This is a genomic window from Rhodococcus sp. NPDC060176 (assembly GCF_042728675.1).
In the GTDB taxonomy this organism is placed as follows: Bacteria; Actinomycetota; Actinomycetes; order Mycobacteriales; family Mycobacteriaceae; genus Rhodococcus_F.
The window spans coordinates 45,585-57,963 of record NZ_JBHWYS010000015.1 but is presented as its reverse complement, the minus strand read 5'-3'; the positions used below and the strand labels follow the sequence as shown (position 1 = coordinate 57,963).

Annotated in this window: 12 protein-coding genes; 4 read left to right on the top strand and 8 right to left on the bottom strand. The window is 63.7% G+C overall.

Annotation, left to right across the window (positions count from 1 at the left end; translation table 11 throughout):
• The first annotated feature begins 88 nt into the window (after nucleotides 1-88).
• Entirely contained in the window at nucleotides 89-1,540 is a 1,452-nt protein-coding gene (locus ACFWEM_RS33170) for a CCA tRNA nucleotidyltransferase (protein WP_378539882.1), read from the top strand.
• Here the strand turns inward: ACFWEM_RS33170 and ACFWEM_RS33165 are convergent.
• The 4 genes from ACFWEM_RS33165 to ACFWEM_RS33150 are packed head-to-tail and all read right to left on the bottom strand — an operon-like array spanning nucleotide 1,524 to nucleotide 6,094.
• Nucleotides 1,524-2,831: an MFS transporter gene (locus tag ACFWEM_RS33165; RefSeq protein WP_378539881.1), complete on the bottom strand. Its 1,308-nt coding sequence runs from the start codon at nucleotides 2,829-2,831 to the stop codon at nucleotides 1,524-1,526. The genes ACFWEM_RS33170 and ACFWEM_RS33165 overlap by 17 nt on opposite strands.
• Before the next feature lie 23 nt (nucleotides 2,832-2,854).
• Nucleotides 2,855-4,492, bottom strand: a complete 1,638-nt coding sequence (locus tag ACFWEM_RS33160; protein WP_378539880.1) for an acyl-CoA dehydrogenase family protein — start codon at nucleotides 4,490-4,492, stop codon at nucleotides 2,855-2,857.
• Nucleotides 4,476-5,099, bottom strand: coding sequence for a TetR/AcrR family transcriptional regulator (locus tag ACFWEM_RS33155; RefSeq protein ID WP_378539879.1), 624 nt, complete (start codon nucleotides 5,097-5,099; stop codon nucleotides 4,476-4,478). Before ACFWEM_RS33155 ends, ACFWEM_RS33160 begins: the two co-directional genes overlap by 17 nt.
• Before the next feature lie 53 nt (nucleotides 5,100-5,152).
• Nucleotides 5,153-6,094 (bottom strand): NAD-dependent epimerase/dehydratase family protein, encoded by a 942-nt coding sequence (locus ACFWEM_RS33150; protein WP_378539878.1) that lies wholly within the window; start codon nucleotides 6,092-6,094, stop codon nucleotides 5,153-5,155.
• A gap of 134 nt (nucleotides 6,095-6,228) precedes the next feature.
• Between ACFWEM_RS33150 and ACFWEM_RS33145 the strand changes: the two genes are divergently transcribed.
• Nucleotides 6,229-6,924: a TetR/AcrR family transcriptional regulator gene (locus ACFWEM_RS33145; protein ID WP_378539877.1), complete on the top strand. Its 696-nt coding sequence runs from the start codon at nucleotides 6,229-6,231 to the stop codon at nucleotides 6,922-6,924.
• 54 nt (nucleotides 6,925-6,978) lie between these two features.
• Complete coding sequence (locus ACFWEM_RS33140; RefSeq protein ID WP_378539876.1) at nucleotides 6,979-7,584, top strand: YqgE/AlgH family protein; 606 nt, start codon at nucleotides 6,979-6,981, stop codon at nucleotides 7,582-7,584.
• A gap of 266 nt (nucleotides 7,585-7,850) precedes the next feature.
• Here the strand turns inward: ACFWEM_RS33140 and ACFWEM_RS33135 are convergent, their stop codons facing one another.
• Both ACFWEM_RS33135 and ACFWEM_RS33130 read right to left on the bottom strand, forming a co-directional pair.
• Nucleotides 7,851-8,831, bottom strand: a complete 981-nt coding sequence (locus tag ACFWEM_RS33135) for a bile acid:sodium symporter family protein (protein WP_003942582.1) — start codon at nucleotides 8,829-8,831, stop codon at nucleotides 7,851-7,853.
• 4 nt (nucleotides 8,832-8,835) lie between these two features.
• Entirely contained in the window at nucleotides 8,836-10,005 is a 1,170-nt protein-coding gene (locus ACFWEM_RS33130) for an MFS transporter (protein ID WP_378539875.1), read from the bottom strand.
• A 162-nt stretch (nucleotides 10,006-10,167) separates the two neighbouring features.
• Between ACFWEM_RS33130 and ACFWEM_RS33125 the strand changes: the two genes are divergently transcribed.
• Nucleotides 10,168-10,863: a FadR/GntR family transcriptional regulator gene (locus ACFWEM_RS33125; RefSeq protein WP_378539874.1), complete on the top strand. Its 696-nt coding sequence runs from the start codon at nucleotides 10,168-10,170 to the stop codon at nucleotides 10,861-10,863.
• Here the strand turns inward: ACFWEM_RS33125 and ACFWEM_RS33120 are convergent.
• Both ACFWEM_RS33120 and ACFWEM_RS33115 read right to left on the bottom strand, forming a co-directional pair.
• Nucleotides 10,832-11,791, bottom strand: a complete 960-nt coding sequence (locus ACFWEM_RS33120) for a DUF1648 domain-containing protein (RefSeq protein WP_378539873.1) — start codon at nucleotides 11,789-11,791, stop codon at nucleotides 10,832-10,834. The two genes, ACFWEM_RS33125 and ACFWEM_RS33120, sit on opposite strands and share 32 nt — an antisense overlap.
• A 5-nt stretch (nucleotides 11,792-11,796) precedes the next feature.
• Entirely contained in the window at nucleotides 11,797-12,291 is a 495-nt protein-coding gene (locus ACFWEM_RS33115; RefSeq protein ID WP_378539872.1) for an SdpI family protein, read from the bottom strand.
• Nucleotides 12,292-12,379: the final 88 nt, after the last annotated feature.

Sequence of the window (12,379 nt, the reverse complement as noted above, 5' to 3'; positions counted from 1 at the left end):
CAGCGTTGCCCGGTAACCCGCGCAAAGCGGTCTATCGCGTTCGTATGCGCGTTCTGCTATTTGCGCACCTTAAGTAAGCTCCTTTCACGTGACTGTCCCTACCTCCGACGCTGATCGCCGCCTACGACTGCTTGCCGACGCCACTGCAACGCTCGGCACGTTGTCCGACGTGTTGAACCCGCTCGGTGAGCGTTTTGCTGCGGCCGGTCACGAGCTGTTCCTGGTGGGTGGCAGTGTTCGCGACGCAATTCTCGGCCGCTTCAGTGGCGATCTGGACTTCACGACGGACGCCAGGCCGGAGAAGGTGCAGGCTCTGCTCAAGGGCTGGGTGGACAAGCAGTGGGACACCGGCATCGAGTTCGGGACCATCAGCGCCATCAAGCACGGCCAGGAGATCGAGATCACGACCTTCCGGGCCGACGCTTACGACCGTGTCTCGCGTAACCCGATAGTCGAGTACGGCACGACGTTGGCCGACGATCTGGTGCGCCGCGATTTCACCGTCAATGCGATGGCGATGAAGATCGGCGCGGACGGTTCCTACACGTTTGTCGATCCGCTGAACGGCATGGACGCTCTGCTGGCCGGGGAACTCGATACGCCGTCGGCGCCGGAAAACTCGTTCAACGACGATCCGTTGCGGATGCTGCGCGCAGCCCGGTTCGTCTCGCAGCTTGGTTTCACGTTGAACAATCGCGTTTTCGAGGCCATCAAGGAGATGGCGTCGCAGATCGAGCGAATCACCGCCGAGCGCGTGCAGGTGGAGCTGAACAAACTGATGCTGGGCATGTACCCGGTTGACGGCATCAACATGATGGTCGACTCCGGACTGGCCGCGTATGTGCTGCCCGAGGTTCCGCAGATGAAGCTCGAGATCGACGAGCATCACCAGCACAAGGACGTCTACCAGCACTCCCTCACGGTGCTCCAGCAGGCGATCGATCTCGAAGAAGGCGACCCGGACCTCGTATTACGTTGGGCCGCACTGCTTCACGACATCGGAAAGCCGGATACCAAGCGCAACGAGCCAGGCGGTGGCGTCAGCTTCCACCACCACGAGGTGGTCGGTGCCAAGCTGGTGCGCAAGCGTATGCGTGCCTTGAAGTTCTCGAAGCAGATGGTCGACGATGTTTCTCAGCTCGTGTTCCTGCACTTGCGTTTTCACGGCTACGGCAAGGGGCAGTGGACCGACTCGGCCGTGCGGCGGTACGTCACCGACGCGGGCGAGCTGCTCCCCCGGCTGCACAAGCTCGTCCGGGCCGACTGCACCACGCGTAACAAGCGCCGCGCTTCGCAGTTGCAGGCCACGTACGACGACATCGAAGAGCGGATCGCGCGCATCGCGGAGCAGGAAGACCTTGCTCGGGTGCGTCCGGACCTCGACGGTAACGCCATCATGGAACTGCTGAACATCCCGGCGGGCCCGCAGGTGGGCAAGGCATGGACGTTCCTCAAGGAACTGCGTCTGGATCGCGGCCCGCTCGATCGTGACGAGGCCGAAGCCGAACTGCTGAAGTGGTGGGCTACCCAGCAGGGGTAGTTTCTCGTTTCTTGCGGTTGATCAACACCGCTGACAAGCCGGCGGCATAGACGCCCGCACCGGCAATGGCCAGGCCGCCGCTCTTGCCGTCGGGTGCGATCACTGTCGACGCTGCCGCGATAGCACCGATGAACGCGACGTTGAACACGGTGTCCTGCAAGGCGAATACCTGGCCCCGACGGTCGTCGTCGATGTCGATCTGCATCGCCGCGTCGCCGCTGAGTTTCACGGACTGCCCGGCGATGCCGAGCAGGAACGCAGCGATCAGCAGCGATCCCTGAGTCAGGGTGGTCACGAAGACGAGCTGGACGAGAACCGCGCACACCAGGGCGTACGTGATCGTCCGTGAACGGCCGATTCGCGGGATCAGGAACGGTGTGATCAACGCCGCGATCAGCATTCCGATTGCCGTGGCGCCGACGGCGACGCCGAATCCGGCCATCCCTCCAGGCAATTGGGAGCCGTTCGAGGTGTCGCGTAGGACCAGCACTATGATGAGGGTGTTGATGCCGAAGCAGATGCGGTGCGCTCCGATTCCGATCATTGCCGTGGTGACGCCGGGCGCCTCCCAGACAGCGGTTGCACCGGTTCGCAGTCCGGCTGTTACCGAACGAACGGCGCTGGCACGGACCACTTCGTCGGCCACTGGACCAAGTGAGCGGGCGGTGAACCTGGCCGCGGCGAGGGCAGCGAGTACCGATCCCAGTGCTGCGACCGCCACGGCTGCGCCTGACGCTCGATCGCCCGCGCCGATCACACCGATGATCGCCACCGCTGCCGAAGCGCCTAGGGCGGCCACCACCGAACCAGCCGTTGTGAGAACGGAATTGGTGGCCACCAACCACGATTGTCGGACGACCTTCGGCAGGGCTGCGGATACGCCTGCCCCGACAAAGCGGCTGATTCCGATCGCAGCCAGTGCACACGTCAACAAAAGAGTGTCGCCACCGCCGGCGACCAGCAGCACCGCGGTGGTCAGGATGAAGAGCCCGCGGAGCACGCTCGCCCACAGGAGCACCAGTCGGCGGTCCCAGCGATCCAGCAGAGCCCCGGCAAAGGGCCCGATCACCGAATAGGGAAGGAGCAGTACGGCAAAGCCGGCCGCTATCGCCACCGGATCGGTTTCGCGTTCCGGGTTGAAGAGGATTGCGCCACCGAGCGCGGCCTGGAACATTCCGTCGCCGAACTGGCTGGAAAAGCGGACGAGCGCCAGCCTTCCGAGGCCTGGTGATTCACGCAGGGTGTGCAGTACGCGCTGCCAGGCCTCGCGGCGGTTCGAGGCTCGGTTCATAAGCGGTCACTGTAATGGGTGGGTCAGGCGCCGATCTTGACGGTGGCCCGCTCGAGGATCGGCGCGACGTCGACGCCCCTCGGCAGCGTTCCGAATACGCTCCCCCAGCTACTTCCGAGCCGACTCGCGCAGAACGCGTCGGCCACCGCAGGGTGCCCGTAACGGAGCAGCAGCGAGGCTTGCAGCGCGAGTGCCATGTCACCGACGATCTTTCGCGCCCGATATTCGATGTCGCCGAAATCGCCGAATGCCGCTTCAAGATCTCGCACTGCCTGATCGAAGTGGCTGTCCAGTCCACTCGCTTGTTTCAGTTCGTCGAAGAACACCTGCAGCGTTTCGGGTTGTTTCGCCATCGCCCGCAGTGTGTCGAGCGCCGCGACGTTGCCGGACCCTTCCCACACCGAGAGCAGCGGAGCCTCGCGATAGAGGCGCGGCATCCGGGATTCCTCCACGTATCCGTTTCCGCCCAGACACTCGAGTGCCTCGGCAGCGTGGATCGGTCCGCGCTTGCAGACGAAGTACTTGCTCACGGCCAACGAAATGCGTCGTAGTGCGCTGGCGTGGGCATCGCCTGCGGGTGCGCGGTCGGTCAGAGCGGCCAGCCACATCGCGACGGTGGTGGACGCTTCCGATTCCACCGCCAGATCTGCCAGAACATTTCGCATCAAGGGTTGGTCGATCAGGTTGGCGCCGAAAGCACTTCGGTGCGTCGCGTGGTGAACTGCCTGCATGGTGCCGACACGCATGCCGGTGGCCGTGCCGATCGTGCAGTCCAACCGGGTCATGTTGACCATCTCGATGATGGTGCGCACGCCCCAGCCTTCTTCGCCGACCATCCATGCGAGAGCGTCGCGGTACTCGACCTCACTGCTCGCGTTGGAGTGATTTCCCAACTTGTCCTTCAGGCGCTGCAGGTACATGTTGTTGAGCGAGCCGTCCGGCAGGACCCGAGGAAGGAAGAAGCACGACAGACCGCCCGGCGCCTGGGCGAGGACGAGGAACACGTCCGACATCGGCGCGGAGGTGAACCACTTGTGACCCGTCAAGAGGTAGCTGCCGTCGGATTGTGGCACTGCCCTTGTGGTTCCGGCACGAACATCCGAACCGCCCTGTTTTTCCGTCATCGACATACCGGCGATCAATCCGGGTTTGGTGAGGGGAGCTTTCAGCGCCGAATCGTAGTGCCGCGTGGTCAGGAGGGGTTCGTACTGCGCGGCCAGATCCGTGTTGTGCCGCAGCGCGGGAATCACGGCGTACGTCATGGAGATGGGGCAGCCGTGACCGGCGTCGGTTTGACCCCACACGGCCATCTTCGCGGCGCGGACGAGGTGTGCGTGTGGATTCGGGTCAACCCACGGAGCGCCGTGCAGTCCCAATTCCACTGCGGTGCTCATGAGTTGGTGATAGGCGGGGTCGTAGCGAACCTCGTCGATGCGGTTGCCGTAGCGGTCGTGGGTTCTCAGTACGGGTGGGTGCTCCTCGGCCAGATCGCCCCACTCCTGAGCTTGCGCGCTGCCGGCGCGGATCCCGACGCGATGAACCTCCTCGAGTGCGTCCGATGCTCCTTCGCGATGTAGTGCCTCGAGGATCGGCGCGTATTCGGCTGCGTCGTAATCGATCAGGGGCGGAACCTGATTGGTGACTTCATGCGTGGGTGTCATCGAAGCTCCCTAACGATCGAAGGGTGAAGGCGAGAATGGCGTCGATCGCAGCGGGATCGGTGGTGCCGCCGCGCAGTGGAAGTATCAGGGCCTCGCCGATTGCCCCGACGATGCACGCTGCCGTCAGGGTGGCGTCCTGTGGCGGTATCTCACCGGTGTCGACTGCCGAACGAATTGCGGTGGCCAGACAATCGCGGAACGATTCGCGAAACATCAACCGCTGTTCGTCGACGAGAGGATCTACCGGTTCCACCAGCAGTGCATAGGCGAGAACCGGTGCACGCATGGCACGTTCGGCGAAGATCCGAACCGACGCCGATACCGCGGAGCGGTGGTTGCCTTCCAGATGTCGGGCGCTGTCTCCGGCGTCCCGGGCTGCGGATACCTCACGGCTGCAGACTGATTGGAACACTTCGGCGAACAATTCGCCCTTGCCGTCGAAGTGTCGATACAGCGTCCCGGTGCCGACGCCGGCGTTCTTGGCCACCGCGGCGATGGAACACCCCGAATAGCCGTGGGTTGCCACTGCCGTCGTGGCGGCCTCGAGCAGTCGGGCGCGTTGGGCGTCCAGTCTTTCCTGTACTGCCGGAGTGCGGCGATAGGCCATGTCAAGAAGTGAACACCCGTTCCGCTCTTGGGTCAAGGGACCCACCTGCAGGTTCAGGCAGCAACGGTGCGAGCCTGTTCCGCGCGCCACCAGGCGACGGTCTCTTCGGCAGCCTGATCGAGCGGCGTAGGCGAGAGTCCGAGCAGCACTTCGCTGGCGCTCGAGTCCATGACGAACGGCTTGGTGAACTGGTAGTTCATCTCCGCGAGTTCACGGCTGTCGGTGTTGATCTTGCCGACGGCGTCGAGCACCCAGGCGGGCAGGACGCCCACCTTGGCGGGGGACGCCCCGGCGGCGCGGGCGAAGGCCTCGGCGATCTTGCGTTGGGTGAGCGCGGGGCCAGTGGGCGCGTGGAGGACGGAGTTCCAGAGTTCGGGGTTGTGTGCTGCCGCGATCATGGCTGCTGCGAGATCGGGAATGTAGGTGAAGGAGTGTGGCTGATCTGCGGAACCGATGACTCGAATCTTCTTACCTGCCATGACCTTCGGAACCATGCGTTCGCCGGCGTGAGCGGTCCGGACACGAGGACCGAAGAAGTCCGAGGCCACGACGCTGACGGTGGGTGTTGCCGAGGCCTCGCGAGCACGCAGCAGTGCGGTGCGCACTCCGCGCTTGCCGCCAGTGGCGTTGCGCGGGTCGGATTCGGTCATCAGGGTGTCGGAGTTGTAGGCGTAGAGGCTTTCGGGGAAAACCACGACGGCACCGATGGATGCGGCCGCGTCGAGCACAACCTTCTCGGCCGCCGGGAGTTCCCTCTCCCAATCGGCTGCGTTGTAGGCGGCGTGGATGCAGTGGTAGATCGCCGTGGCGCCTTCGCTGACCGAGCGCAGGGCTTCGGAATCCGAGACGTCGACGCGTCGGCGATCGATGAGCGGGTGTTCGGGCCCGCTGCCGGACCTGGTCAGGATGCGGACGTTGATTCCCTGCTCGGCGAGCTGTAGCGCGACGGCGGATCCGACGGGTCCTGCTCCGGTGACGATTTCGAGGTTCGACATGGTGTGCTCCTTCTCGTTTCGGATGAACTGAGAGCACTGCTCTCGTTTTCAAGAATGCACCCGCGCTCCAGTGCTGTCAAGAGCAGTGCTCTCTTTTGTTGATACTGCTCTCGGGAATGGGGCAAGATGGACTCATGGTTGGAACTCCCCGTGAGCGGGCGCGCGAACAGACCCTGCAGGACATCACCCGGATCGGGCGCGAGCATCTTGCTGCCGTCGGCGCTGCAGCCTTGTCTCTGCGGGCCGTCGCACGTGATCTGGGAGTCGTGTCATCAGCGGTGTACCGCTATGTCGCCAGTCGCGACGAACTGCTGACCTTGTTGGTGGTGGACGGGTACACGGAACTGGGCGCTGAGGTGGACGCTGCCGTGGATGCCGTTGCAGCAGAGGACTTTCGCGGGCAGTTCATTGCGCTCGGGCGCGCCGTCCGGAGCTGGGCGATCCGGGAACCGGCCCGCTACGGTCTGTTGTTCGGCAGCCCAGTCCCCGGTTACGACGCTCCGGGCGAGCAGACCACCGGCCCTGGCACCCTCGTCGTGACCCGGCTGATCGGGATCATCGACGGCGCCCATCGCGCGGGTGCACTCACGGTGCGAGAGGGCCCGGACCTGAGTGACACGTTGGCAGCGGACCTCGAGGGAGTGCGGAAAGAACTGGGCACCGACTTTCCGCCGGATGCCGCAGTGCGCGCAACTCTCGTCTGGGTATCGCTGTTCGGTTCGGTGAACTTCGAGGTGTTCGGGCAGTACGGGAGCGATACGTTCACCGATGCGAGTGAGATTTTCGAGCGGCATCTGGCACTACTTGCCGATGTGGCGGGTCTGACCTGAACACGCCTGTGTCAGCGTTCCACTGCATGCAGTCGTCGGTGAGATGATGTCTTTGTGCCGCACGCAGAAGAACCCGAGGATCGAATGGCCTGGATAGAACCGGAGGTTCGTCCGGGCAGTTTGTTGGTGTCGTCGACCGATCTCACGGAACCTGCATTTCGCCGCACCGTCATCTACATGATCGAGCACAACGACGCCGGGAGCCTGGGCGTCGTCGTCAATCGGCCGAGTGAGACGGCCGTGCAGAACGTGTTGCCGCAGTGGTCACCGCTGACCGCGCATCCTTCGGCCCTGTACATCGGTGGACCAGTCAAGCGTGACTCGGCGCTTTGCCTGGGCATCGCTCGCAACGGTGCACGGATCGACGGCGTCGCCGGCCTGCGGCGGGTGGACGGCAAGGTAGTCATGGTGGATCTGGACTCGGACCCGGCGGTCATCGCTCCCCTGGTCGAAGGGATCCGCATTTTTGCCGGTTACTCGGGTTGGACTCTGGGGCAGCTTGATTCGGAGCTCGAGCGTGAGGATTGGATGGTAATCAGCTCACTGCCCTCGGATGTGCTGACGCCGCCCCGAGTCGACGTCTGGGCGCGGGTGTTGCGACGCCAACCGCTCCCCGTAGCGATGCTGGCCAGCCACCCCATCGAGGTTGAACGGAACTGACCTGTCGGAGGTCGATGATATTCCTGTGTCATCGTTTTCGAGAGAGGTGGCAGCAATGATCGTTGAGCGTCAGATCCAGTGCGCGGACTGTGTTTCGGATGTCGATCACAGCCACGATTGTCTGCTGCGACATGCCGACGGATCACTCGAATGCACCGGCGTGAACTGCGTCGACTTGGCATCGGTCCGCCATGCGCTGTCCATCGATTGTGCTGAACTGCAGGGCGGTTGCGGCTGCGTCGACGCGACCCGAGGCGAGTTGCTCGCTAGCTGACGCTGACCGGATCCCGATTCGCGAAGCGTTGCGCCATCGCAGCACACACGATCAGTTGGATCTGATGGAAGATCATCAGCGGCAACACGATCAGGCCGACGGGCTGGCCCGCGAACAGTACAGCCGCCATCGGTAGGCCCGTTGCCAAGGACTTCTTCGACCCGCAGAAGATGATGACGATCTGATCGGGAAGATCGAACCCGAGCTTGCGCCCCGCGAGAGTTGTCACGCCGAGAACCAGCGCGAGAATCAGGCAGCACACGATTGTGAGGATCACGATCTGCCAGATCGTGATGGTGCTCCAGATCCCCTCTTTCATGCTTTCGCTGAAGGCGGCGAAGACAACGAGGAGGATCGATCCGCGATCGACGTACTTGGTGGGTTCGGCGTACTTCTGCAGCCATCCGATCACCAGCGGGCGGATCAGCTGACCGACGATGAACGGGATCAGCAACTGCACGACGATGTCGAGGATCGACGAGAAGTCGACCGTCGCCTGGCCGGTGGTGTTCATCAGCAGAACCACCAGCAACGGTGTGACGAAGACGCCGATCAGGTTGGAGAACGACGCACTGACGATCGCGCCCGCGACATTCCCCTTGGCGATCGAGGTGAACGCGATCGAGGACTGAACCGTCGACGGAACCAGGCACATGTAGAGGATGCCGGTGTAGAGCTCGTCGCTGATCAGCGTCGGCGACAGGAATCGCAGTGCTAGGCCGATCAGTGGGAACAGCACGAACGTCGCCGCGAGGACGACGGTGTGCAGTCGCCAGTGCTTGACGCCCTTCCACGCCTCTTGCGGCGAGAGCCGTGCGCCGTAAAGCAGGAACAGGAAGCCGATGGCGATCTTGGTGGCCCAGTTCAGAATGCTCTCCGCGGTACCCGATACCGGGAACACACTTCCGAGCACGCCGGCGATGATGATGCCGAGGATGAACCCGTCGATGTAGAACCTGCTGAGAAACTTCACCTGGCTAAGGATAACGGCGTGCTCGGGCCGGCTCTCGAGCCCCACGAAGGTTGAAGCCCATCACGGCCAGGCACAGCAGCGTTCCGATGATCGACAGCTCGATGATGGCCGTCTGCATTCCCTGGATCGTGATGGCGATACCCGCGATGATCGACGGGATCGCCAGTCCCGCGTAGCTGACGGTGAAGAACGCGGCCAGAACTCCGCCGTGGCTCTCGCGAGCGTGGGTTCGGGCGGCCGCGTTGACGCGCTTCATGCCGCCGGCAAAGGCCAGACCGTGTCCGGCACCGACCACGACGGTGATGACGCTCAGCAGTGCCAGGCTCGGGACGAGGTCGACCACGAGCAAACCGATCATTCCGAGGGCGAGGATTCCCAGGCCGACGGTGACGGACGTGCGTGGGTCCATGCGACTTCCGCCGAGTTGCGCGATCACCGAACAGATCATCACCAGCGCAGCCGCCCCACCGCCGAGTAGAAGGTTGTCGATGTTCAGCAGGTCGGTCATCCATGACGGGACCACCGACTGGAAGAGCCCGACTGCGCCCCACGACAGCGCGACGGCGAGCGAGCTCAGCCAGAACGTCTCTCGGATGGCGGCGGGAACATGTGGCATCTGGAAGAACCACTTCGGGCGTGTGACGTCCCCGATCCGCGGCAGCAGCAGCAACACGATCAGTGCCGGGATGAACGCGACGAGGAAGATCAGATACGGCAACCGCAGAGGTTGCGGAAGATACTGGGCGATCGCACCGGACACGAGTGGTCCGAGTGCACCGCCCAAAGCGCCCGTCACCGTCGAGACGAGCGCGGCCCGTCGGTGATCGAACTTCGGTTCCTGCTCCACCAGCGCGGCACTGCCTGCGGCACTGGCCGCGCCCACCGCGATTCCCTGAGCGACACGGCCTACGAACAACCACACCGTCGCGTCGGCGAATGCCAGAACGAGTGTGCCGACGACGCTCAGCGCGAGTGCAGTCAGAAGCACGGTGCGTCGGCCGAGGGCGTCGGACAGCGGTCCGAAGAACAGCAACGCCGGAACGAGGCCGGCGACGTAGACGCCGTAGATGAGCGTCTGGATGGTGGGCGTGAATCCGAACTCGGTCCGGTACAGCCCGTAGACGGAGGTGGGCATGTTCGCGCCCAGAAGGATCACGGTGAGGACGTAGCCCACGCCGTAGAAGTGTCGATTGGTGCGGCGTGTGCCTTCTTCGGTGGCGACAGCTGTGGCGGACGTGGGAAGCCCCTCCTGATGACAGAGTTCGAAAATACATGGGTCGTCCTACGTATCGTAGGTGAGTGGAATGATCGCCGCGAATGCTGTGAGGATGAGTAGATGACCGTTGTTCGCAAGGAGTCCGCGTACGAGCAATCCCTCGACTGGATGCGCGCGCAGATCTCCGACGGCGCCTGGACCGTCGGCAACCGTGTTCCGACCGAGCCGGAGCTGATGAGTGTTCTGGGCGTAGGCCGGAACACCGTGCGCGAAGCGATCAAGACATTGACCTCCACGGGAGTTCTGGAGATTCGTCGCGGATCAGGGACCTTCGTGCGCGCTCGGACCGACATCGGCGGCCTGCTCGGCAAGCATGCGTCCGTCGACGAGATGAAATACGTCTTCGAAGTGCGTCGTGCGCTCGAGATGGAAGCAGTCCGCTTGGCGTGCGAGCGTCGCAGCGACGACGACGTCCGGATACTTCGTGAGCTGGCCGCCAAGCGTGACGTTCCGGCCGAGAACTTCGTCGACGTCGATCTCGCGTTTCACATTGCCGTCGTCGATGCCGCCCACAATCCCGTGCTGAAAGATCTGTTTGCCGGAATCCTCGAAACCGTCCGCGCCACGTACGAGGTGACCGAAGGGGTGCATCCGCCGTCGCTGACGTCGGCACATCATCAGGGAGTCGCCGAAGCCATTGCCGAACGCGATGTCACCAAAGCCAGAGCGGCGGCATGCGGGTATCTCGAGAAGACTCAGGAAGCGATCGGTTCGGGCTCGGCGGCTACCGAGACCGGGCGTCGGCCAGTCGGTTGAGGGACCCGGCGATGTCTTCGGCTTTCGGCGTCGTGATCGTGAGTCGGTCGCCACCGGCGAACGTGATGACCACCGCTGGCCCGGTGCGGGTGACGACGCCGTAGTTGCGACGACCCTTGGTCTTGAGTCCCCAGCCGCCGAAGTCCGCGAACGGTTTGATCTCCGCGACGTCGGCTCCGACAACTTCGTCGATGCCGTAGGTCATCGCAGCCATCCCCATGTTGATCACCCGGATCTCCCGGTCGTCGACGATCACCCGGAAGCGAACCAGGCTGACGACGAGCAGGCCGAGTGCCCCGAAGATGAACAGCGGCCAGAGTGACCGTGTCCCCAGTGCCATGACAACTCCGGGCGACAGAGTGATCGCCGTGAGGATCACCGACCCCTTGGCGCTGAATCCGACGTCGTCGGAGATGGGTAGAGGGCCGCTGCTTCGCGGCAACCCAGCCGAGGGTGTGGTTGCGGCACCCGTGCGGACGCGGTAGTCACGCAGGAACGAGGCGCCGATCCACCCCAGCACCCCGCCCACGCCAAAGCCGACACCGATAGACCACAGTGGGAGTGACGTCGTGGACGGATCGGCGACATCGAGTTGGTTGTAGAGCAATGCGAAGTTCACGCTCGTGATGAGCCCGACCACGCTCAGCCCGACGACCAACATGAAGCGACGCATCATCAACATCGCCGGTGCAAGAGCGGCAATCGCGCTGAGACCCCCACCGAAAAGCAGGGTCAGAAGTGCAATCGTCCATGCGTTGGCCGACGGGGTGGAGAAGCCGTCCGGCGAGGTGGTGGTCCAGTGAGTTGCGATCTGTTCCGGGAGGCGAGGCTCCCAAATCTTGGTCAGGACGAAGCCGAAGACCGCACACAGCAGCGGAACCACTAGCCCGAATACGACCCCGGCCGGGTCGATCACGCGATGTTTCACGTGAATCAATGAGCCGGCTGGCAAGCATCCTTGAGCGCGCAGGCACCGCAGGAAGCGGTACCGCAAGCGGCAGCGTTCGCCTTGGCCTCGGGGGTCTCTGCCACCGGCTCGTCTGCGGCAGGCTCGGAGTGGCCGCCGCAGTTGCAGTCGTTACCGCATCCGCTCTGCTGCGGGAGTGCGGCGGCTGCGCGCGCGCCGATGCCTCCACCGAAACCGGCAGTGAGGACGGCGACGACGACGGCGATGATCGCGACTGCGACACCGAAGACTCCGCCGATGGTCAGTGCTGCGACTCCGCCGATGACCAACATTCCGGCGGCCGCGAGCATGGTCGGACCGGCCACCTTGTTGGCGAGAGCGAACGACTCATCGCTCCGCAGGGAATCCTCGGTGCGGACACCGGCCCAGCGGTTGCGCGGGAGTTTGCCGATCAGCCCGGCGACAGCAACTCCACCGACGGCGACAGCGAGCACGAATAGCACCACAGCGACAACGATCACCCATACAGGATAGGCGCGGGTGGAGTTGATGGTATGCCCGGGTCGCACAGGCTCTACCCTGGTTATCGGTATTTCCGTCAGCCAAGTA